Raw genomic sequence first — 21443 nt, 5'->3', positions numbered from 1 at the left:
ACCTATTTTGCCAGAGGGGTGTAAACGTGTTGATTTGTAACGGAAAATTCGATTACAGCCAGGCTGAAATTGTCTGACAATACCCAGTTCATCACGGCGTTAAGCCGGTCTCGTTTTTCAGGGTCCCGGGAGGGTCCGGGCAGGGTCAGAAAACTGTATATATTCTCCAGTTCCTTGCCGCCGCTATACAGGATGGTGAAATTCTGTTTATTGCGAAAGGCCGCCCAGGTGGCATTGTCCACCAGCGTGTAGGCCTGCTTCTCCACGGCAATATTCAGGGTGCGTCCCATGCCGCTGCCGCTTTTCAGATACCATTTGGGGTAGGGCTGTTGCCGGTCTGTTTTGAGCTTGAGCCATATTCTCTGCTCTGCCTTATGGGTGCCGCTTTCATCACCGCGGGAAATGAAAAGAGAGCCGGTGTTTTCGATCCTCCGGAAGGCTTCCTCCGGTGAGGTTGCCGCCGAAATCCGGGCAGGGTCCTTGTTCGGGCCGACGATGACAAATTGGTTTTTCATCACCGGATAACGGGCGAGGGCGTAACCCTGCTCGATAAAAGTTTTTTCACTTGCCGGGTCATGGACAAATACGAGGTCCGCATTGCCGTCGCGGGCGGACCGCAGCACTTTTCCGGTGCCATAGGCCACATAGACCAGGTCAACGCCGGTGTTTTTCTCTATTTTCTGTACGATATATTCCAGAAAACCCGAATTTTCGGTTGTGGTCGTTGCCATCAGAAGGAGAGGTTTAGACTGAACCGGGAAAGTAGACAGGGCGATCATTACGAGGGCAAGGACAATGGGCGTTCGGGTCATGAAATTTTGCCTTCAAGAAAATCACGGCTGGCCTGTTCCCTGGGATTGCTGAAGAAATCTGTGGCCGGGGCGGCTTCCACAATGTGTCCGTCCTGCATGAAAATGACATTGTCTGCCAGGCGCCGGGCCTGCATCAGGTCATGCGTGGTCATGACAAGGCTTGTCCCTTTGTGGTGAAATTCCTGCATCATTTTTTCTAGGAAAGCCGTAGCATGAGGATCGAGATGGGCGGTGGGTTCATCAAGGAATATGACTTCCGGTGACAGGAGAAAAGCCCGGATCATGCTGATTTTCTGCTGCTCTCCGGTAGACAGGCTGCGCGCGGGACGATCGATAAGGTTCAGCAGGCCGAATTTTCCAAGCATCTCTTGAATGAGGCTGCCTCCTTGTGTTCGGTCGATTCCGGCATGATCCAGGACATAGGATAAATTCTGCCCGACAGTTCGCCGCAGCAGTACGGGCGTTGTGAAAATCATGGTCTGCCGTCTGCCCACAGACTCCTCAGAGGCCCATTTCAGGGTGCCGGAAGACGGAAATGCCAGGCCGTGGCAGATTTTCAAAAGGCTGCTTTTGCCGGCGCCGTTGGGGCCGAGCAGGATGGTAATCTTGTCTTTTTCCAGGGTCAGCGAGATATTTTTCAGAACGTCGTTGCCGGCGGGACGGTAATATATTTTTTCGAGCCTCAGGGGGAGAAGGGATTTCATTTATCTGTCGCCTCCCATATGAACCCGGTTCAGAATCCTGATCCAGTGCAGGAGGAAATTGGCCCCCAGGGCAATGAGCAGCAGGACAATACCAAGGGCCATGGCCAGTTCCAGATTGCCTTTGGTGACTTCCATCTGGATGGTGGTGGTCATGGTGCGGGTATAATGCTCAATATTGCCGCCGACGATCATCACGGCCCCGACTTCTGCAATGGCGCGGCCGAACCCTGCCAGCATGACGGTCATCAGGCTGAGGCGGCTTTCCCGGATCAGGGTCAGGCAGCTCTGGCCAAATCCAAGGCCCCAGGAGCGGAACAGTTCATCATATTCCCTATTGTAATCGGACAGCACCTGGCGGCTCAGGGCGGCGATGATCGGCAGGATCAAAAGGGTCTGGGCGACAATCATGGCGCCGGGTGTATAGAGAAGCCCGAGCAGGCCCAGCGGTCCGCTGCGTGACAGCATCATATAAACCAAAAGCCCGACAACCACAGGCGGCAGGCCCATAAAAGTATTGAGCACCACATTGAGCAGGGTATTCCCGGGAAAACGTTTTAATGCCAGCACGGCGCCCAGGGGCAGGCCAATCAGGGCCGCCAGCAGCAGGGCAGTGAGGCTCACATAAAGGCTTAACGCCACAATTTCCCAGACCGCACTGTCGGTGGAAAAAATAAGTTTTATGGCCTGCAGGACTATTCCGGGGGTCTGTTCCATATACAATCGGTTTGATTTATTTTGCCAGTCGATAAACTAAATGCTAAATCGGCTTCGAACAATATAAATGTTTGTGACCGGCCGTGGACAGCAGGGATTCGCGATGAGCGAGGAAAAAAGAAAGATCAGGGAACTTGATGTATCGGGCCATAAATGCCCGATCCCGGTTCTGCGTCTTCGAAAAATGCTGGAAATCAGCGCCCCGTCTTCCTATATCAGGGTCAGGGCGACTGATGAAATGACACTTCTGGATATACCGCATTTCTGTCATCAGGCCGGCCATGCACTGGAACAGCAGACCGAGGAGAGTGGATTTTATATCTATCTGGTCCGGAAGTCTGCCAAACAGAATAAATCAGGGTAGCGTCAATTATGGATATGAACGAAGTCATTGAAACCTTCGAGTTTCTGGAAGACTGGGAAGACAGATACAAATATATCATTGACCTCGGGCGCGACCTGCCGGAACTTTCTGATGAGGAAAAGACCGAGGAAAACCGGGTGCATGGCTGTACGAGTCGGGTCTGGCTTGTTCATCAGCTCGAGGATGGAAAAGTGATTTTCCGGGGCGAAAGCGATGCCCATATCGTGCGCGGGCTTGTCGCCCTGATGCTGATGATCTATTCCGGCAAAAGCCCGGCCGAGATTATCCAGACCGACGCCCGGGCAGTTCTTAACCAGCTTGGCCTGGAAAAGCATCTTTCCCCCATGCGCACCAACGGCCTTTTTGCCATGGACGAGAAAATAAAATCCATCGCCCGGGCCTATGCCGGACTTTCCTGATGGCTTTTTCCGAAATCACACCTGAAAATATCAAGATCCTTGTGGACACCTTCTATGGCAAGATCCGCAAGGATGATTTCCTTGGCCCGATCTTCGACGAGAAAATCGGTGACCGCTGGGACCAGCATCTGCCGAAAATGTATGCCTTCTGGGCCAATGTGATGCTGAAGACCGGCGGATATGACGGCCGGCCTGTTCCGCCCCATGTAGGTATCAAAGGCATCAGCCGGGATCATTTTTCCCACTGGCTCGACCTGTTTCATGCCACGGCCCGGGAACTTTATGAGCCGGATCAGGCGGAACAATTTGTCAATCGCAGCAATCTTATTGCAGAAAGCCTGCAAATTGCTATCTTCAGGATATTGGGACAGGAGGGCGGCTTTGTCGCCAAGCCCTGGACACCTGCCGACAATGGATAGAAGGTGACCTAAACGTGGATATCACGGGCATAGATATCACTCAGATCATTTCCTTCATTCCCCATGCGGGACGGATTGGGATCAAAATACTCGGAACCGATGCGGATGCGGTTCTGTCCGAATTGACTTACAGTGATATGATAGCGGCCCGGGAAGGCAGCGGTATAATCGCCAACGGTGCGGTCACCACCCTGCTGGACACAGCGCTCGGCATGGCGGTGGTTCATAAAAAGAGGGAAATGTGTGCTTTGGCTACGCTGGACCTGCGCATGGATTTTTTGCGGTCCTGTACGCCCTTCAGTTCGGTTTATGCCCGCACGGAATGTATTCGCCTCACCCGGGAAGTGGCGTTTGTGCGCGGCGAGGCCTGGTGTGAAGATCCCGCCCGGCCGGTGGCACAGTCCATTGCGGCCTTTTCCATTTCAGACTTTGATGCCGGGGCGTGGTCATGATCATCAATGACCTCAAACCCCTGCTGTCCCGGAATAGCTTTGAGTATCAGGTGCAGGACGGCTGTTACGGCGAATTGCTTCACCTGGTTCTCCGGCGCGAGAACGGGCAGCTGAATACGATCATGAAATTTGACAACGACCTTGTCGGCTCACCGATGCCGCCGGCGCTGCATGGTGGCACCATCGCCGGCATGATGGAAGTCGCGGCCTATTGTCAACTGATCTGGGATCTGGAGATGACCAGAAGCCCGAAGACGGTGGATATGAATATTGATTACCTGAGAAGCGGCAAGCCACAGGATGTTTTTGCCGAGGCGGAAGTCGTGCGCATGGGGCGGCGCTTTGCCAACCTGCATGTGGTGGCCTGGCAGGAAGACCGGGAAAAACCCATCGCCAAGGCCCACCTTCATTTCCTGGTTATCGACGAAGCCTGAGCCTCAATAGAAAACCCTCCCCTGTCGGGACAGGAGAGGGTCTGGATATCTGGATAAAGTTATTTTTTGGCCATCAGGTCCAGCAGGGCATAGACTGTCGCTTCCACCCCTTTGGTCACAGCCGGTTCCGGGGAAATCTTGAACAGCGGCGAGTGATGGCTGGGGACAGCCGGGCCGCCTGCCTTTGCCTTTTCAAACGCCTCTTTGGGAGTGCCGCCGATGGAGAAATAGACACTTCTGATGGCCGGGTCCGTGGTAAAGAAGGGGAAATCCTCTGCCCCCATACCTTTGGTCGGAATATCGACTACGGCGTCTTTGCCCATCTTCTCGCTCCAGACTTCTTTCAGGTGTTTGGCAAGCGGGCCGTCATTCATGGTTGGCGGGGTGCTTTCCTTGGAATAGATAACTTCCGGCAGTTTGTCTTCCGGCAGGCCGTTCGCCCGGCCGATATTGACGGCAATGCGTTTGATGCCGTCCAGCAGAAGCTTGCGGGTTTCCGGGCTGGTATTGCGAACGGTGATCTGCAGATGCGCACGGTCGGAAATGATATTATGTTTGGTGCCGGCATGGAAAGAACCGACGGTCACCACACCCGGCCAGCGGGGCGGCAGTTCACGGGATACCAGGGTCTGCAGGGCGACCACAATCTGGCTGCCGATCAGAACCGGATCCTTGCCGGCATGGGGATGGGCCCCGTGGGCGCCGATACCATGGACAATAATGTCGACACTGTCCGATCCGGCATAGGGCGATCCTTCGCTCACATTGATGATTCCGGCCTCGTCATTGGAGGAAACATGGAAGGCGAGGGCGTAATCCGGTTTGCCGAAGCGTTCCCAGAGGTTATCTTCCATCATGGCCTTGGCGCCCATGATCCGTTCCTCCGCCGGCTGGCCGATCAGCATCAGGGTGCCGGACCATTTGTCTTTCATGGCGTTCATCTGCCGTGCCGTGCCGACCAGGCTGGTGACATGAACGTCATGGCCGCAGGCATGCATCACGGGGACCATATTGCCGGTGATCGGGTCTTTCTGTTTTGCCTTGGAGGCATAGGGAAGGCCGGATTTTTCCTCAACCGGCAGACCGTCCATATCGGCCCGCATCATGACAAGGGGGCCGTCGCCGTTTTTCATGATGGCCACGATGCCGGTACCGCCGACGCCTTCAGTCACTTTAAATCCTTCGGCCCGCAATTCCTTTGCAAGGCGGGCGGCGGTTTTGGATTCTGTCAGGCTCAGTTCCGGGTTCTGGTGGAAATGAACGAACAGATCCTTCAAATGTTTGTCATAGTCGCTGGATATGGCGGATGATAAATCATCCCCGGCAAAGGCGGTCGAGGCCAACATGGCCATTCCGAATATAAAGCTGGAAGTTTTTTTCATTAGATATCCCCGTGGTTCTGGTTGTTATCAAGAGAGCTTTGTATTGATTCCAAACTGTATCAGATCAGGGAGGGAGTTCAAACTAAACCTCAATCGGTGTCATTTCCATATTGGTGCAGATTAGAACGAATTTTTTTCCCCGGAGAATCTCCCTGACGGATCAGTATGTTTGGGGTCGGTGGCCGGTGGTGAAGGCGCAACTTTTTAGTTACAAATTTATCTATCAAGACTTTGTTTATAAATAGCTCATATCCTTTACATACTCTAGCTTTCAGGGCAGGTAATGAAGTACGAAAAGAGCACCATACTTACATATACGTTCCTCTGTTTTCTGTTATTTTCCTCACTTGGAACAGGAATAATGTTTCTTGACGCGGGCGCCGCAATTATTGCCGGATCCGGCGCCATTTTACTGGGAATATTAATGGCTTATCTGCTCAATAGCCTGTCCGGGAAAAACGCCAGGTTACAGGAAGAGCTGGAAGAAGCGGGCCTGGAACTTCGGGCCAGCCGGGATGCCCTCGCGGCGGAAAAATCCGTCATGCAGAAAATTGCCGAGGAGAATATTGGTCTGGCGGAAGAAAATTTCCTGGCCCGGGAAGAAGCGGAAGCCAACAACAGCCTGTTGCTGGCGGTGATGGAAAATATGCCCCAGGCTGTGTGTGCAGTCTCCGCAGATGGGGAAATGCTGAAGTGGAACAGCAAGATGGCACCATTGCTTGGTCTTGCCTCCGGGGCGATCAGTCCTGACGTTACATTCGCCCAGCTCAGCTGGAGCCTCAGCGACGCGCGCCTTTATATTCCGGACCAGTCTCTTGTCGGGAAATACAAACTCTCTGATGACTTGCCGGAAACAGCCCTTCCTGATGAAGTAACCCATTATGAACGTGAGATGGTAGACGGACGGACGCTGGAAGTTTTCAGAACCATGATGGCTGACGGCAGTTTTGTGGCTACTTATGCAGATATTTCCGAACGTAAAAAGGCTGAACAGGTTATGCGCCGCATGGCGCATTTTGATGGTGTGACCGGGCTTTCCAACCGGGCTCATTTTACCGAGAAGCTGCAGGGCCGGCTTCATCAAAGCCGCAGGAACGACGGGCCGTTTGCAGTGGTGATGCTTGATCTTGATAAATTTAAAATGGTCAATGATACCCATGGCCACCCCATGGGTGATGCTCTCCTGGAAAAAGTCGCAGGCATCTTTGCCGCCAGTGTGCGGGACGATGATCTTGTCGCCCGTTTTGGGGGTGACGAATTCGCCATCATGTTTGACGAAATATGCCAGATAGAGGAAGTGCTTGCTCCCCTGAACCGAATCTTGAAAAAAATATCCAGTCCCCATGAAATTGACGGTGTGATGCTGGAGGTCGGCACCAGTATGGGAGTAGCCTTGTATCCGGACCATGCGTTGACCGCGGAAGGATTAATCAAGGTTGCGGACGGAGCGCTTTACCAGGCGAAGAAAAACGGTCGCGGACGAATCGAGATTGCCGGGCCCTCCGTCGATCAGGTTGCCGTATCCGCCCTATAATCCCACGCTATAGTCAAAGTCAGTTCATTTGTTGTTTTGCCGGAATAACTCGCAGGGGTCCTCCCGTTTTGCGACTTCGGTGAACCAGACAAAATCATAAGGCAGTTTTTTCAAGCCATATTGTGCGGCATAGTCCGTTGGTTGACTGGAGCCGGGTGTCACTTCAATGAAACCGACAGTGGCGATGCTGCCGCCAATATTCATTTTCCGAAGATAATAGGGGACGGCCATGTCATTGCGCACATGGCCGTTGCCGGCGATCAGAATGGCCGCATGGCTGGCAACATTGGCCGCCTGCTCGGTGAGGCTCTGGCCCAGGGAGGCATCGCGCAGGCGCTGGATCAGGACGAAAGGGGGCAGGATGTCTTCCGGCAAGGCATTACAGTGGCCCTGCCTGATTTCTGCAAGGAGGCGCTCATTCAGGCTGTCAGGCCATTCGACCGCCAGCCAGGGCGCCAGTTTTTCCCGCAGGGCTGGCGACAGGCCGGCCAGTCCCTGTTTGTGAACCGCACCCACGTCAAAACGTGACAGGCCCCCGGCCCCCAGGGGCAGATTGTTCCGCATGGCAATATCAAACAATGGCTTGTACCAGCTCCAGTCGGGCCAACCGCTGTTCTGCCAGTCCAGAAGTATTTCCAGGCCACTCGCATCATGTCGGCGAAATGATGTGTCCGCCGGGCCAACCGAATTGAACCGGCTGCGGAAAATCTTAAAGGCGTTTTGTTTGTTTCGTTCCACCATTTCAAAAACAACGGCCCTGTCCCGGCCGCTGCCCGTCAGGCGGTCCAGCAGCTTGGCCTGAAGTTCATGGTGATGTCTGTTGTCATGGACTTCACCAAGCAGGACAAAACGGCTGTTTTTCAGTTCTTTTTCGAGGTCGTTTTCTGAAATGATTTTCTGTCTGCCAACGTCCCAGATTTTCCCGGCAAGGTCGTTGCCGTATGACAGAGGCATCAAAGCCAGAAAGGCCAGAACTATGAAGTATATGAGCCGCATGGGGCACTATTCTCTGCTATACTGAATGTGTATTCCATCGGGAAAAGCTTTACGGATCAGCTGTCGCAAGTCAACTGTCTTGCGCTGATCTGGTTAATAACATATCTTGAAGATATATAGGAGAATGACATGCCGGAAAAAAATTACCAGATTATCTTGAAGTCGCGGCCGAGCGGCTGGGTCAGTGAAGAGAATTTCGACTATGTGGCGGGAGATATGCCTGAGCCTGGCCCCGGTGAAATCCTGGTTAAAAACAAATACATGTCGGTCGACCCTTATATGCGAGGCCGCATGAACGAGGGCAAATCCTATGTGCCGCCCTTTGAAATTGGCAAGGTGCTGCAGGCCGGGGTGGTTGGCGAAGTCGTTGAGAGCCATAATGACAAGTTTGCCGTCGGCGATCATGTCTCCGGGATGCTGGGCTGGGAAAATTACTCCGTCTCCAATGGGGAGGGGCTGATGAAGGTGGACCCGGACGTGGCGCCTTTGTCCTGGCATCTGGGGATTCTTGGCATGCCGGGTATGACCGCCTATGTGGGGCTCAAGTCCATCGGTGAGCCCAAGAAAGGTGAAACCCTGTTTGTATCCGCGGCGTCCGGCGCTGTCGGTAGCGTGGTCGGCCAGTTGGGCAAGATCATGGGCTTGCGGGTCGTGGGTTGCGCCGGCGACGATGACAAGGTTGCCTGGCTGATTGACGAGTTGGGCTTTGATGCCGCCTTCAACTACAAGACCTGCGGTCCGGTCTACAAGAAAATGCGCGAGGTCTGTCCGGAAGGCATCGACATCAACTTTGAAAATGTCGGTGGGGAAATTATGGAGGCCGCCTTGTGGCAGATGAAAGATTTCGGCCGGATCATCCTGTGTGGGATGATTTCCGCCTACAATGACAAGGAAATGACGCCCGGTCCACGCGGTATGGCGGTGATGATCCAGCGCCGGCTGAAAATGCAGGGCTTTATCGTTTCCGACCGTCCCGACCTGTGCGGGGAATATGTGATAAAAGCTGCCGGCTGGGTTAATGAAGGCAAACTGAAATACCGGGAATCAGTGACCGAAGGGCTGGAAAATGCGCCCCGCGCCTTTATTGGTATGCTGAAAGGCGAAAATTTCGGCAAACAGGTGGTCAAACTGGCCTGAGGCCGGCCCATCTTATTTGGGCGGCCCCACATTGTCATTAGACGGCGGCAACAGATCCCGTTCATTGACCGGGCATCTGGGAAAACCCGCATCGGTCACAGTGCCGTCCGGGCAGCGATAGCTGCAGTTGCCGGACCCACCACAGATACTCCTGGCAATGTCTTCTCCGGCCTCGCGTGTGCAGGCGCCGAGCGTTGCCAGAAACATAATTAATACAATGTGCTGGACCATTTATATCCCTCCTGAAAAACGGCATATTCACCCATGAATAGGGCCAAAAAAGGGCTGGATGATTGACTTGTGTCATGGGAAGATATCTAATATCGATTAAATTGTGCAGTTGCACAATAAACAGGGTTGGAGACGTCTTTTATGACCGGTTCGGTGATCAGGAAAATCGTTATATTTATTATCATTCTGGCTGCGATTGTCGGCGGTGTTCGCTGGTGGCAGGCGCAGCAAGAAGGTGTTCTGATCGATTTTGCCTCCGGCAATGGCCGGATCGAAGCGGACCAGGTGGATGTGGCAACCAAATACGGTGGCCGTATCGTGGCAATTTATGCCAATGAAGGCGACCTTGTGGAACAGGGACGGGTGCTTGCGGTTATGGATACCGCAGAGGAGGAGGCCCTGCTGGAGGAAGCCCGGGCGGCCATTGCCCAGGCCGAGGAAAGTGTGCGGGAAGCCCAGGCCACCATCCGGCAGAGGGAAAGCGAGCTGAAATTTGCCGAACAGGAGCTTGAACGTACCCGGACCCTTGTTCAGAAAGGGCATGTTTCACAACAACAGGCCGACCAGAAGACCAGCACCCGTGATATTGCCGCCGCTGCGCTGCAGGCGGCAGGGGCCAGACTGAGCACCACCGAGCAGGCCGTCGCCTCAGCCCGGGCCGAGGTCAGGCGCATCAAAATCCAGATCGACGAGGCTACGCTCAAGGCGCCGGTCACCGGTCGGGTATTATACCGGCTGGCGGAAAACGGCGAGGTTCTGGCCGGTGGTGGCAAGGTGCTGACCCTGATAGACCTGAGCGATATTTATATGACAATTTTTCTGCCTTCTGCAGAGGCCGCCCGGGTTAGATTCGGGGCCGAAGCCCGGATCAGGATAGATGCCCTTCCCGGCCGGGTGATACCGGCGGTAGTCACCTTTGTCTCACCCGAGGCCCAGTTTACACCGAAACAGGTGGAAACCCGGGATGAACGGGAAAAACTGATGTTTCGGATCAAGGTGACGATCCCGGGTGAACTGGTCACGCAAAATATTGATCGGGTCAAAACCGGGGTGCGCGGCCAGGCCTTTGTCCGGCTCAATGCGGAAACTCCCTGGCCGGATGAGCTTGCAGTCAACCTGACCCAGCCCGGGAACTAGCCGGTGACCGGAACAGCGGAAACATTTGTCGCTGAACTGACCGGGGTCAACCACCGTTACGGCGGCAAATATGCCCTGAAGGATATTTCCCTTTCCCTTCCTGCCGGCTGCATGGTGGGCCTGATCGGGCCGGACGGTGTGGGTAAATCCACGCTGATGGGGCTGGTGTCAGGCGCCCGCAAGCTGCAACAGGGAACGGTGAATGTGCTGGACGGGGATATGACGTCGGAAAAGCACCGAAACAAAGTTTATCCCCATATCGCCTATATGCCGCAGGGGTTGGGCAAAAACCTTTACATGGATCTCAGCATCCACGAGAACCTGCAGTTTTTCGCCCGGCTGTTCGGCCTGACAAAAAAGGAACGGACCAGCCGCATCGACCGGTTACTGCGGGCGACCGGCCTGCTGCCGTTTAAACGCCGTCCGGCCGGGAAGTTGTCCGGCGGCATGAAGCAGAAACTGGGGCTCTGCTGTGCCCTTGTCCATGATCCGGCCCTTCTGATCCTGGATGAACCGACCACCGGTGTGGATCCGCTCAGTCGGCAACAGTTCTGGCTCCTGATTGATGAAATCCGTGCGGCCAGTCCGGGTATGAGCGTCTTGGTTTCCACCGCCTATATGGACGAAGCTGAGCGTTTCGACTGGCTGGTGGCCATGAATGACGGCGAGGTTCTGGCCGCCGGAACGCCTTCCGACCTGAAGACACAGACCGGCTGCGATACTCTGGAGGATACCTTTGTCCGGCTTCTTCCCGGACTGGAGGAAAGCCGTAAACAAAAGCTGGTGATCCCGCCGCTGGACAGCAAGGATGGCGATGTTGCGATCGAAGCCCGTCATCTGACCCGTCGTTTCGGGGACTTTACCGCCGTCAGCGATGTCAGTTTCGAGATTGAACGGGGGGAGATTTTCGGTTTTCTCGGCTCCAACGGTTGCGGCAAGACCACCACCATGAAAATGCTGACCGGACTTTTGCCGGCGTCGGAAGGGGAAGCTTTCCTTTTCGGCAGCAGGGTCAACGGCGGAGACATGAAGACCCGTGAACGGGTCGGCTATATGTCCCAGTCCTTTTCCCTTTACCGGGAACTGACGGTACGCCAGAATCTGGTGCTGCATGGCCGCCTGTTCAATCTCCCGGATCGGGAAATTGAAGAACGTATAAAGGACCTGGTTGCCCGCTTCACGCTGGAAAAGCATCTGGATGATCTGACCGAGGCGCTGCCGCTTGGTGTGCGCCAGCGGCTGTCCCTGGCGGTGGCGGTTATTCACGAGCCGGAAATGCTGATCCTCGATGAACCCACTTCCGGCGTGGATCCTATCGCCCGCGACGAATTCTGGAAACTTCTGGTCGACCTGTCGCGAAACCGCAATGTGACCATTTTTATCTCCACTCATTTCATGAACGAGGCCCTGCGTTGCGACCGGGTCTCGCTGATGCATGATGGCAAGGTGCTGGCCTGTGATACACCGGAACGCCTGATGCAGGCGAGAAATACAGAGGATTTTGAGGAAGCCTTCATTGGCTATATCCGGGAAACTGTCGGGGAGCAGACACCAGAAATTGAGGAAATTGCGGGCGTGGAAGCAGAGGCGGAACCCGTACAGCCCAAGAAGCAGGGTTTCTTCCGCCTGTCGCGTCTTCTGGCATACAGTTACCGGGAATATCTGGAGATTATACGGGACCCGATCCGGCTGGCTTTTGCTTTCGGGGGGACAGCCCTGCTCTATATCGTGTTCGGCTATGGCATTTCCTCTGATGTGAATAATCTGCGCTATGCGGCGCTTGATCTGGATAATTCGCCGGAAAGCCGGGCCTATGTGGAACAGTTCCGTGGATCGCGCTATTTCCGGGAAGTTGACAGGATTTACAGTGCACAGGACGCGGAAGCTCTGCTGCAGGGTAACAAGGCCTCGCTGGTGGTGGAAATCCCGCCCGATTTCGGTCGAAATCTCAGTCAGGGCAAAAAGCCGGAAGTGGCGGCATGGATCGACGGGGCCATGCCGGACCAGGCCGAAACCATCAAGGGATATGTCCAGGGGCTGCACCGGGCCTATCTGGATGATTACAGCCGCCGGACAACCGGCGAACCGCTGCAGCAACTGCCGGTGGATATTGTGATCCGTTACAGTTATAACCCGTCATTTGAAAGCATATATGCCATGGTGCCGGCCATTCCCACCATACTGTTGTTCATGATTCCGGCGATTCTCATGGCGGTCAGTGTGGTGCGGGAAAAGGAACTGGGCAGCATCAATAACTTCTATGTGACACCGGTCACCCGTCTTGAATTCCTGCTTGGCAAGCAGTTGCCCTATATCATCATCTTTTACATCAATGCCCTGTTTCTGCTGATGATGGCGCTGTTTATGTTTCAGGTGCCGATCAAGGGCAGCCTTGCGGCCTATCTTGTCGGCAGCCTGCTCTATGTGACCGTGACGACCGGGTTCGGCCTGATGATTTCTGCTTTTGTCCGCAGCCAGATCGCCGCCATTTTCGCCACAGCCATTCTGGCGATCATGCCGACGATCCAGTTTTCCGGTCTGACACAACCCGTTTCCACCCTTGAGGGACGGGCCGAACTTATGGGAAACCTCTGGCCGGCAGGTAAATTCCTGCATCTGGGGGTCGGGGCTTTTACCAAGGCCCTGTCGCTGGAGGCTCTGGTGCCGGATCTGGTTCGTTTGTCACTTTATATACCCGTGTTCCTTTTTCTGGCGGTTATCGCCATGAAAAAGCAGGAGAAATGATATGAACAAGCTTCGGCATATCTTCTGGCTCGGCGTCAAGGAACTGTTCAGCCTGAAGCGGGACCTGGTGCTGCTGATCCTTGTGATCTATTCCTTTACCCTGGCAATCTATGTGGAAGCCACCGGCATTACCGGTCAGGTTCATAATGCTTCCATTGCGGTTGTGGATGAGGACCAGTCCCGCCTGTCCAAGCAAATCATGGACGCAGTACCGAAACCTTTTTTCCGGACCCCGGTTTTGGTCAGCGCGCCGGAGGCAGTGAAAGGAATGGATGACGGCGACTATATGTTTGTCCTTAACATTCCCAAGGGTTTCGAACAGGATATCCTGGCGGGCCGGGACTCGGAAATTCTTGTGGATGTGGACGCCACCGCCGTGAACCAGGCGGGCAAGGGGGCGGGTTATCTGCAGGAACTGATCAATGCCGAGGTGGCAAATTTTGTCCTTGGCACGCCGGAAGGGATCAAGCCGCCGGTCAAGCTGGTCAGTCATATGGCCTTCAATCCCAACGCCATTTCAATGTGGTTCACCAGCCTTGCCTCGGTAATCGACAAGGTGGTGATGCTGACCGTCATTCTGACCGGGGCGGCCCTGATCCGGGAGCGGGAACACGGCACTATCGAGCATCTGATGGTGATGCCGCTCACCCCCATGGAAATCGTCCTGTCCAAAGTCTGGGCAAATGGTCTGGTCATTCTGCTCGGGGTGACTTTTGCCATTCTGCTGGTGATTCGCGAAGTTCTTTCGGTGCCGGTGGCGGGGTCGGTGCCGCTCTATCTTTGCGGCACCACCATTTTTCTGTTTTTTGCCACGGCCTTCGGGGTGTTTATCGGCACCATTGTCCGCAGCATGCCCCAGCTCGGTCTTCTGACCATCCTCATGATCCTGCCCATGATGCTCCTGTCCGGCGGCAAGACACCGGTGGAAAACCAGCCTGACTGGATGCAGAATATCACCTTTTTCCTGCCGTCCCGCCATTATGTCAGCTTTTCACAGTCTATTCTGCTCAGGGATGCGGGCCTGGATGTGGTCTGGCCCGAATTCCTGATTGTGGGCGTCATGGGAATTTTCTTTTTCGGCCTCAGCCTGGTGCTGTTTCGCCGGTCGATGGATGTGGGGAAATAATCAGATCGGCATTTAGACCGTCTGGCCGCAGGCATGGCCCGAGGCCCAGGCCCACTGGAAGTTATAGCCGCCGAGATGGCCGGTCACATCGACCACTTCGCCGATAAAATAAAGCCCTTGGGCTTTTTTAGCCTCGAAGGTTTTGGACGACAGTTCGTCCGTATCGACGCCGCCGACGGTGACTTCCGCTGTGCGATATCCTTCGGTGCCATTGGGCAGGACCGACCAGTCGTTGATCATTGTGGCGACTTCCGCCAGTTTCTTGTGGCTCAGGTCGGCGAGCCGGCCGTCAATTCCAGTTTCCTCACAGATAAAGCGGGCGAGCCGTTTCGGCAGGTGATCGGCCAGAACCGTTGACAGTTCCAGCCGGGGAGAACTTTCCTTGGTTTCCTTGAGAAGGGCCAGTATATCAGTGTCCGGCAGCATATTGATGCAGACCGGCTCTCCCTCCCGCCAGTAGCTGGAGATCTGCAGGATGGCCGGACCGCTTAAGCCCCGGTGGGTAAAGAGCAGGGCTTCCCGGAACGTTGTCTTTCCGAAACGGACTTCGGCGTTGACGGAAACGCCGGCAAGGATTGCCAGTTTTTCCTTCAGCGGCCCTGAAAAGGTCAGCGGCACCAGTCCGGCCCGGGGCTCGATGACATTGAGGCCGAACTGTCGGGCGATTTTATAACCGAAGGAACTGGCGCCCATTTTCGGGATTGACGGACCGCCGCTGGCGATCACAAGGCTGGTGCTGTGAAAGTATCCTTTGGAGGTGGTCAGGGAAAACTGGTCCCCGGTTTTGCTGATCTCTTCGATTTCACAACCGGTCAGCAGGGTGACACCGGTCAGGTCACATTCCCTGAGCAGCATGTCGATGATGTCTTTGGCGCTGTTGTCGCAGAATAGCTGGCCCAGGTTTTTTTCATGCCATCTGATCTGGTAACGATCGACAAGGTCAATGAAATCCTGCGGCCGGTAGCGGCGCAGGGCGGACACACAGAAACGGGGATTTTGGGAAATATAATTTTCCGGGGCGGCATGGATGTTGGTGAAATTACATCGGCCGCCACCGGAGATACGGATTTTTTCGGCGGGTTTCTTCGCATGGTCCAGAAGCAGGACCCGGCGGCCGCGCTTGCCTGCCTCTATGGCGCACATGAGGCCGGCAGCGCCGGCCCCGATGATAATGGCATCAAACTGTTCAGGCAGCCTGTCGTCTTGAAGCGCCGGCCGGTTTTCTGGATTTGACAAATTTGTTTTTTCCATTGGCTGCACCAGTCTTGTTGGGGCCGGTGCCCTTGTTTCCGTCAGGTTTCCGGCGACGGCTTTCCAGCGGCGCTCCCTTCGGACCCTTGAAGCTTCTGCCCTGTCCGGGGCGTTTGCCCTGTCCAGGTTTGCCGCCGTTACCGCCACGTCCCTTGTAGCCGCGGGATGATTTTTCTTCCCTGACTTCTACATGGAATTTGTGATCCTGGTCTACTTCGATTTTCTGGTCGATCTGTCTTTCGATCTGATTCAGCAGGCCCTTGTCCCGACTGTCGCAGAAGGAAATGGCCTGTCCGCTTTCGCCGTTACGGCCGGTCCGGCCAACCCGGTGAACATAGTTTTCAGGTTCCATCGGCAGATCGTAGTTGATCACCATGTCAATACCCGGCACGTCAATGCCGCGGGCCGCCACATCGGTGGCCACCAGCAATCTGATGGATCCGCTGCGGAACCGGCGCAGGATTTTTTCACGCATGGACTGGTGCTTGTCGCCATGAATGGAGGCGGTGTTATATTCGTCGCCGGACAGGGCAAGGGCGAGCTTGTCAGCACCGGCCTTGGTCTTGGCGAAAATAATGGCCTGGCCGGGGTTTTCCCGTTCCAGCACAGCGTTCAGCAGGGCGCGTTTGTTTTTGCCGTCCAGGAACATAACCTTGTGAGTGATATTGTCGGCGACGGCGCTTTCCTGAGGCATTTCCACATAGGCGGGATTGGTCAGGATCTGGCTGGTCAGCTTTTTCACATTGGGGGTCATGGTGGCGGAAAACAGAATGGTCTGGTGTTCGGCAGGCAGGCTTGCCGAGATATCCTTCACATCATGGATAAAGCCCATGTCGAGCATGCGGTCGGCTTCATCAAGGATGAAAATTTCCACATCGTCAAATTTGACGGTACCGCGTTTTTTATGATCAAGCAGGCGGCCGGGTGTGGCGACGAGGATATCAACGCCCTGACGCAGCAGGCCGATCTGTTTGCCCATTGGCGCACCACCAAAGATGGCCGTCTGTCTCAGGCCAAGTCCCTTGTTAAAGGGCAGCAGGCTGTCGGCAATCTGTTTGGCCAGTTCGCGGGTCGGCGCCAGGATTACGGCGCGCGGGCTGTTTGGCCGGCGATGAGCGGCTGTTTCACTCAATCGAAACAGGGTCGGCAGGCCAAAGGCTGCGGTTTTACCGCCACCTGTCTGCGCCAGGCCGATCATGTCCCGGCCTTCCAGAAGAAGGGGGATGGCACTTGTCTGAATCGGTGTAGGAGTGTCAAAACCCTCGCGGGCAATATTCTTAAGCAAAGGGCCGTCAAGGCCCAGGTCGGCAAATGCCGATGGGGTAGTTGAGGTCACGGGTATTCCTTTCGCGCCAATTATGTCAGTTGCCTGACGAACTTCCGCGATGATACCCAATAACAATTTGACTGGTCTGGCAGGTATTTCCTGCTTTCACGGCGGATACAAAAAAGGCCGTGCACATGTCAGCACGGCGGTCATGGGCTTCATATGGCCGTTGCAGTGCACAAAGTCAAGGGAAATCGGTGCTTCCCTGAATATAGATATTTTATAATGCTTGTTTCGAGTCCCGTTTTGCAGGAGAATCCCTTCAATTTTGAAGGAATAAAAATGACACGTGATGAATTCGACCAGTTCTGCGGAACGCTGAAGGCGACCGACAATGTGGTTCAGTGGGGCAACAGCTCGGTCTGGAAGGTGGGCGGCAGGATTTTTGCCGTCTGTTCCATCTGGGGGGACGGCGAGGAGCAGAAAATCAGCTTCAAATGTTCCGATCTGGCGTATGAAGTCTTGTGCGAAAAGGACGGCATTGTCCCGGCGCCCTATCTCGCCAAGGCCAAATGGGTGCAGCTTGCTACACCCGAAGCCATGAATGACGAAGATATCCGCCTGCATATCACCGACGCCTATGACATCATCAGGGGTAAACTGACAAAGGCCCAGCGGAACGAACTGGGCCTTTGAGGGATTAAGTTTGGATCAGCTTTTCCGCTTTTTGATCCAGTCGGTGACGATATTTTCCAGCACCGACAGTGGCACTGCCCCGTGGCGCAGGATTTCATCATGGAACGCCCGGAGGTCGAAGTCCGCCCCCAGTTCCTTCTCGGCCTTTGCGCGCAGTTCCCGGATTTTCAGCTCGCCGGTCTTGTAGGCCAGCGCCTGACCGGGCCAGGTGATATAACGATCCACCTCGGCGGTGATGTTATGCAGGCTAAGGGCTGAATTTTCGGCCATGAAGTCAATGGCCTGCTGGCGGGTCCAGCCGAGATAATGCATGCCCGTATCCACCACCAGGCGCAGGGCCCGCCACATCTCGTAACTCAGGCGGCCGAAACTGCTGTAGGGATCCTGGTAGAAACCCACTTCCAGGCCCAGCCGTTCAGCATAGAGGCCCCAGCCTTCCACAAACACCGTATAACCGCCATACCGGCGGAAGTTGGGTAGGTCGGTTTCGCTGGCCAGCGCGATCTGCAGGTGATGGCCCGGCACCGCCTCATGCAGGGTCAGGGATTCCAGGGTATAGAGCGGACGACTGTCCAGTTTTGAGGTGTTGACGAAGTAAAAACCCGCCCGGCTGCCGTCCGGTGCCCCTGGCATATAATAAGCGGTTGTGGTTTTTTCCGCGATATCGGCCGGGATCACCGCTATGCCGTAAGGCTGGCGCGGCAGATGGCCGAACAGTTTGGGCAGTTCCCCGTCCATTTTCTTGGCGATGGTGCTGGCCTTGCCGATCAGTTCTTCAGGTGTCTTGGCATAGAACTGCGGGTCGGTACGCAGGAAATTGATAAACTCCTGCAAGCCGCCGTCAAACTCCACTTCCCTGATGATGTCCATCATCTCGCTGCGGATCCGTTTGACCTCGCTCATGCCCCGGTCGTGAACCTGCTGCGGCGTCATGTCGGTGGTAGTGAACTGGCGCACCCGGTGTTCGTAATAGGCCTTGCCGTTTGGCCAGTGCAGGGCGCCTACTTCCTTCATGCAGTTGGGCGCATAGTCTTCCGTATAGAACTCATAGAAAGCCTGGAAAGCCGGGACCACCTTGTCCATGATGGATTGTTTGGCTTCAGTGCGGAGCTTTTCCTGAGCCGTGGCAGGAATGCTGTCCGGCATTTTTGCAAAGGGTGCATAGAGGGCGCTTTTCTCTGCGTCTTTGACAATATGGCTGGAAATGGAGGTTTCATAGCCTTCCATGGAGGCACAGGCATGGATGAAGCCCTGCTTGATCGCCTCTTTCATGACCTCCATATTTTCCGCATTCAGGCGCGGATAATCCTTCAGCCGGGAAATATAATCCCGATAGTCCTGTTCTTTTGTGAAACTGAGCAGGCTGGGCAGGCGGGCGAAATTCATATGCCAGCCGCCCCGGTTGGTGATGTTGAACAGATAACTTTTGAAGCTGAAGGCCTCAAGATCCCGTTCCACCTCGGTGCGGAACAGCTGGTAATTGATCCGGTCTTCCTCGCTCAGCTGGTCCACATCAATCTTGTCGAGGCGGGCGAGGATCTTTTTCGCATAGGTGTTGCGACGATCGTGATCCTTGAGGGAGGCGGTGGTCAGCCGGTCATTATAGCGCCTGTCGCCCAGGTCGCTGGCGAAAGTCGGATATTCCTTCAGGGCCTGTTCCCAGCTGTCGTCCAGTATTTTATGGAAGTCTTTTGTCTCGTCCGCTGCCGCGGGCAGGGCGAGGGCGCCAGCCAGCAACAGGACGGAAAATGCAGTTTTCATTTTCATGCTATATCCCCTTCTATTTTTTAGTCTGGTTTTTGATCCACTCGTCGACAATTTCCTCAAGCATGCTGAGCGGCAGGGAACCGTCGCCGAGGATTACATCATGGAACGCCCGGATGTCGAAATCTTCGCCGAGCGCCTTTTCCGCCCGGTAGCGCAGCTCCAGAAGCTTCAGTTCGCCGATCTTGTAGGACAGCGCCTGCGCCGGCCAGGAAATATAACGGTCAATCTGGCCGGCGGCTTCCGTCTCGCTCAATGCCGTATTGTCCTCAAGCAGCTTGATGGCCTTCTCCCGGCTCCAGCCCATGGCGTGGATGCCGGTGTCGACCACCAGCCGGTAGGCGCGCCAGATTTCATTGCTCAGGCGGCCAAAATCGCTGTAGGGGTCTTCGTAGAAGCCGGCCTCGAGGCCAAGCTTTTCTGAATAAAGGCCCCAGCCTTCCGTATAGGCATTGTGATTAAGTGTACGGCGGAACGGCGGTACATCAGCTTCCATGGCGAGGGCGGTCTGCAGGTGATGCCCCGGCACGCCTTCATGCAGGCTGAGTGCTTCCAGGCTGTACAGCGGCTGGTCGTGCAGGGACTTTATACTCAGGAAATAGGTGCCGGGGGTACGGTTGTCCGGCGGCGGCATGTAGAAGGTGCCGCGATCTTTCGTGCTCTTGAGGATGAAGGTGTTGCGCGGCAGTTTGCCGAACAGATAGGGCAGCTGGCCGTACATCTTCATGTTGATCCAGGCGGTTTTTTCCATCAGGTCCTGTTCATCCGACGCATAAAAACGATCGTCGCTGCGCAGGAATTCAAGGAACTCCTTATAGCTGCCCTTGAAGCCCACTTTTTTGATGATGGCGTCCATTTCGGACCGGATGCGCTTGACCTCGCTGAGGCCCAGCTTGTGGATTTCCTCGGCGGTCATGTCTGTGGTGGTATAGAAGCGGATGGCCCAGGCGTAATAGTCCGCACCGCCCGGCAGGGATGAAACACCGGCTTCCTTGCGGCAATGGGGCATATAATCTTTGGTCCAGAAATCATAAAGTTCCTGGTAGGCCGGGGTGACTTTCCCTGCGATCAGTTTTTTCGCCTTGTCCGCCAGTTCCTGTTTCAATTTGTCCGGGAAGGTGGCCGGGAATTTTTTGAACGGCGCGAACAGCGGGCTTTCTTCCGGCTTGTCGGTGATATAATTGCTGATGTTTTTGTGATAATCCTGGAAACTGCCGCAATACTGGGTATAGTCGGCTTTGACGCCCGCCCGCAAAAGATCCATATTTTCCCGGTTGAAACGGGGATAGTCGTCAAGACTGACAAGGAAGTTGTCGTAATCGGTGCGGTTCAGGAAGGCCATGTTGGCCGGGGCCTCGCCGAAATAGCTGAACCAGGCGCTGAGGTAGTTGACAGGGAAATAGCGGTCCTGGGTTGTGTAGCTTTCTTTTTCCAGTTCCCGCTCATATTTAAACAGGCGGTAGCTGACCTGTTCCTCGGCGGACAGCTTGTCCATGGGGATTTTCGCCAGCTCCGCCAGGGTCTTGTCATTAAAGGCGCGGCGACGATCGAACCCCGCGTTCGACATATCAGCCAGTTTCCCGTCCGGCTTCCAGCCGTCGGGATCGGTATGGAAATAGACCTGTTCTTCATTGGTCTTTTGCCAGTGCTTGTCCAGAAGCCGGTGGAAATCGGCGCCTGCATCGGCGAGGGCGGACGGAATTGAAAAAACAAAAATGATCAGACTGAAAACGACAGTACGGAAAGACATCATGATCCCCATGTGTGTTATTATATCAGGTACGGTTTCTTTTGAGGCTCAGGATAATGGACATCGGACTGATTGTATACGATTTTGACTCCAAAATTTCCGGCCCTCG

21 protein-coding genes are annotated in these 21443 nt (G+C 55.0%); 11 read left to right on the top strand and 10 right to left on the bottom strand.

From position 1 onward, the window contains the following. Positions 1-2: 2 nt before the first annotated feature. The 3 genes from ACORNT_RS02215 to ACORNT_RS02205 are packed head-to-tail and all read right to left on the bottom strand — an operon-like array spanning position 3 to position 2230. Positions 3-812, bottom strand: a complete 810-nt coding sequence (locus ACORNT_RS02215) for a substrate-binding domain-containing protein (protein WP_321394756.1) — start codon at positions 810-812, stop codon at positions 3-5. After that, complete coding sequence (locus ACORNT_RS02210) at positions 809-1516, bottom strand: ATP-binding cassette domain-containing protein (RefSeq protein WP_321394753.1); 708 nt, start codon at positions 1514-1516, stop codon at positions 809-811. The genes ACORNT_RS02215 and ACORNT_RS02210 overlap by 4 nt, the downstream gene beginning before the upstream one ends. Continuing rightward, complete coding sequence (locus ACORNT_RS02205) at positions 1517-2230, bottom strand: ABC transporter permease (protein WP_321394751.1); 714 nt, start codon at positions 2228-2230, stop codon at positions 1517-1519. Between the two features lie 103 nt (positions 2231-2333). Here ACORNT_RS02205 and ACORNT_RS02200 point away from each other — a divergent pair, with 103 nt between their 5' ends. The 5 genes from ACORNT_RS02200 to ACORNT_RS02180 are packed head-to-tail and all read left to right on the top strand — an operon-like array spanning position 2334 to position 4318. Continuing rightward, positions 2334-2594 (top strand): sulfurtransferase TusA family protein, encoded by a 261-nt coding sequence (locus tag ACORNT_RS02200; protein WP_321394748.1) that lies wholly within the window; start codon positions 2334-2336, stop codon positions 2592-2594. A gap of 8 nt (positions 2595-2602) precedes the next feature. Further along, complete coding sequence (locus ACORNT_RS02195; protein ID WP_321394745.1) at positions 2603-3013, top strand: SufE family protein; 411 nt, start codon at positions 2603-2605, stop codon at positions 3011-3013. Beyond that, the gene (locus ACORNT_RS02190; RefSeq protein ID WP_321394742.1) at positions 3013-3432 is read left to right on the top strand and encodes a group III truncated hemoglobin; all 420 of its coding nucleotides are present in this window, start codon (positions 3013-3015) and stop codon (positions 3430-3432) included. Before ACORNT_RS02195 ends, ACORNT_RS02190 begins: the two co-directional genes overlap by 1 nt. A gap of 14 nt (positions 3433-3446) precedes the next feature. Further along, positions 3447-3884, top strand: coding sequence for a PaaI family thioesterase (locus tag ACORNT_RS02185; protein ID WP_321394741.1), 438 nt, complete (start codon positions 3447-3449; stop codon positions 3882-3884). Continuing rightward, the gene (locus ACORNT_RS02180) at positions 3881-4318 is read left to right on the top strand and encodes a PaaI family thioesterase (RefSeq protein ID WP_321394738.1); all 438 of its coding nucleotides are present in this window, start codon (positions 3881-3883) and stop codon (positions 4316-4318) included. Before ACORNT_RS02185 ends, ACORNT_RS02180 begins: the two co-directional genes overlap by 4 nt. Positions 4319-4377: 59 nt before the next feature. Here the strand turns inward: ACORNT_RS02180 and ACORNT_RS02175 are convergent, their stop codons facing one another. After that, complete coding sequence (locus ACORNT_RS02175) at positions 4378-5700, bottom strand: amidohydrolase (RefSeq protein WP_321394733.1); 1323 nt, start codon at positions 5698-5700, stop codon at positions 4378-4380. A 361-nt stretch (positions 5701-6061) separates the two neighbouring features. Here ACORNT_RS02175 and ACORNT_RS02170 point away from each other — a divergent pair, with 361 nt between their 5' ends. Beyond that, entirely contained in the window at positions 6062-7234 is a 1173-nt protein-coding gene (locus ACORNT_RS02170) for a diguanylate cyclase domain-containing protein (RefSeq protein ID WP_321394730.1), read from the top strand. A gap of 24 nt (positions 7235-7258) precedes the next feature. Here ACORNT_RS02170 and ACORNT_RS02165 read toward each other — a convergent pair whose 3' ends face one another. Next, positions 7259-8230 (bottom strand): ChaN family lipoprotein, encoded by a 972-nt coding sequence (locus tag ACORNT_RS02165; protein WP_321394728.1) that lies wholly within the window; start codon positions 8228-8230, stop codon positions 7259-7261. Between the two features lie 129 nt (positions 8231-8359). Between ACORNT_RS02165 and ACORNT_RS02160 the strand changes: the two genes are divergently transcribed. Beyond that, the gene (locus ACORNT_RS02160; RefSeq protein ID WP_321394727.1) at positions 8360-9367 is read left to right on the top strand and encodes an NADP-dependent oxidoreductase; all 1008 of its coding nucleotides are present in this window, start codon (positions 8360-8362) and stop codon (positions 9365-9367) included. Between the two features lie 12 nt (positions 9368-9379). Here the strand turns inward: ACORNT_RS02160 and ACORNT_RS02155 are convergent, their stop codons facing one another. Then, positions 9380-9598: a hypothetical protein gene (locus tag ACORNT_RS02155; RefSeq protein WP_321394723.1), complete on the bottom strand. Its 219-nt coding sequence runs from the start codon at positions 9596-9598 to the stop codon at positions 9380-9382. A gap of 141 nt (positions 9599-9739) precedes the next feature. Between ACORNT_RS02155 and ACORNT_RS02150 the strand changes: the two genes are divergently transcribed. Genes ACORNT_RS02150 through ACORNT_RS02140 form a run of 3 tightly spaced genes read left to right on the top strand, consistent with a single transcriptional unit; the run spans position 9740 to position 14606 of the window. Then, the gene (locus ACORNT_RS02150) at positions 9740-10735 is read left to right on the top strand and encodes an HlyD family secretion protein (RefSeq protein WP_321394722.1); all 996 of its coding nucleotides are present in this window, start codon (positions 9740-9742) and stop codon (positions 10733-10735) included. 3 nt (positions 10736-10738) lie between these two features. Further along, positions 10739-13480 (top strand): ribosome-associated ATPase/putative transporter RbbA, encoded by a 2742-nt coding sequence (gene rbbA, locus ACORNT_RS02145; RefSeq protein ID WP_321394720.1) that lies wholly within the window; start codon positions 10739-10741, stop codon positions 13478-13480. 1 nt (position 13481) lies between these two features. After that, positions 13482-14606: an ABC transporter permease gene (locus tag ACORNT_RS02140; RefSeq protein ID WP_321394717.1), complete on the top strand. Its 1125-nt coding sequence runs from the start codon at positions 13482-13484 to the stop codon at positions 14604-14606. A 12-nt stretch (positions 14607-14618) separates the two neighbouring features. On the opposite strand, the gene ACORNT_RS02135 is transcribed toward ACORNT_RS02140, so the two are convergent. Next, a complete protein-coding gene (locus ACORNT_RS02135) occupies positions 14619-15749 on the bottom strand; it encodes an NAD(P)/FAD-dependent oxidoreductase (RefSeq protein WP_420717531.1) in 1131 nt (376 codons plus the stop codon). Between the two features lie 43 nt (positions 15750-15792). Next, the gene (locus tag ACORNT_RS02130; protein ID WP_321394710.1) at positions 15793-17193 is read right to left on the bottom strand and encodes a DEAD/DEAH box helicase; all 1401 of its coding nucleotides are present in this window, start codon (positions 17191-17193) and stop codon (positions 15793-15795) included. A gap of 273 nt (positions 17194-17466) precedes the next feature. On the opposite strand from ACORNT_RS02130, the gene ACORNT_RS02125 reads away from it, so the two are divergent. Then, the gene (locus ACORNT_RS02125; RefSeq protein WP_321394708.1) at positions 17467-17820 is read left to right on the top strand and encodes an MmcQ/YjbR family DNA-binding protein; all 354 of its coding nucleotides are present in this window, start codon (positions 17467-17469) and stop codon (positions 17818-17820) included. Positions 17821-17835: 15 nt separating this feature from the next. Here the strand turns inward: ACORNT_RS02125 and ACORNT_RS02120 are convergent, their stop codons facing one another. Both ACORNT_RS02120 and ACORNT_RS02115 read right to left on the bottom strand, forming a co-directional pair. Next, positions 17836-19587 carry a DUF885 domain-containing protein gene (locus ACORNT_RS02120; protein ID WP_321394706.1) on the bottom strand — a complete coding sequence of 584 codons (1752 nt, stop codon included), beginning with the start codon at positions 19585-19587 and terminating at the stop codon, positions 17836-17838. Between the two features lie 13 nt (positions 19588-19600). After that, a complete protein-coding gene (locus tag ACORNT_RS02115) occupies positions 19601-21337 on the bottom strand; it encodes a DUF885 domain-containing protein (RefSeq protein WP_321394703.1) in 1737 nt (578 codons plus the stop codon). Positions 21338-21443 lie beyond the last annotated feature (106 nt).

The sequence above is a fragment of the Emcibacter sp. genome, from assembly GCF_963675455.1.
Taxonomy (GTDB): Bacteria; Pseudomonadota; Alphaproteobacteria; order Sphingomonadales; family Emcibacteraceae; genus Emcibacter.
The sequence above is the reverse complement of the archived record's forward strand: the minus strand, read 5'-3'. Positions and strand labels throughout refer to the sequence as shown.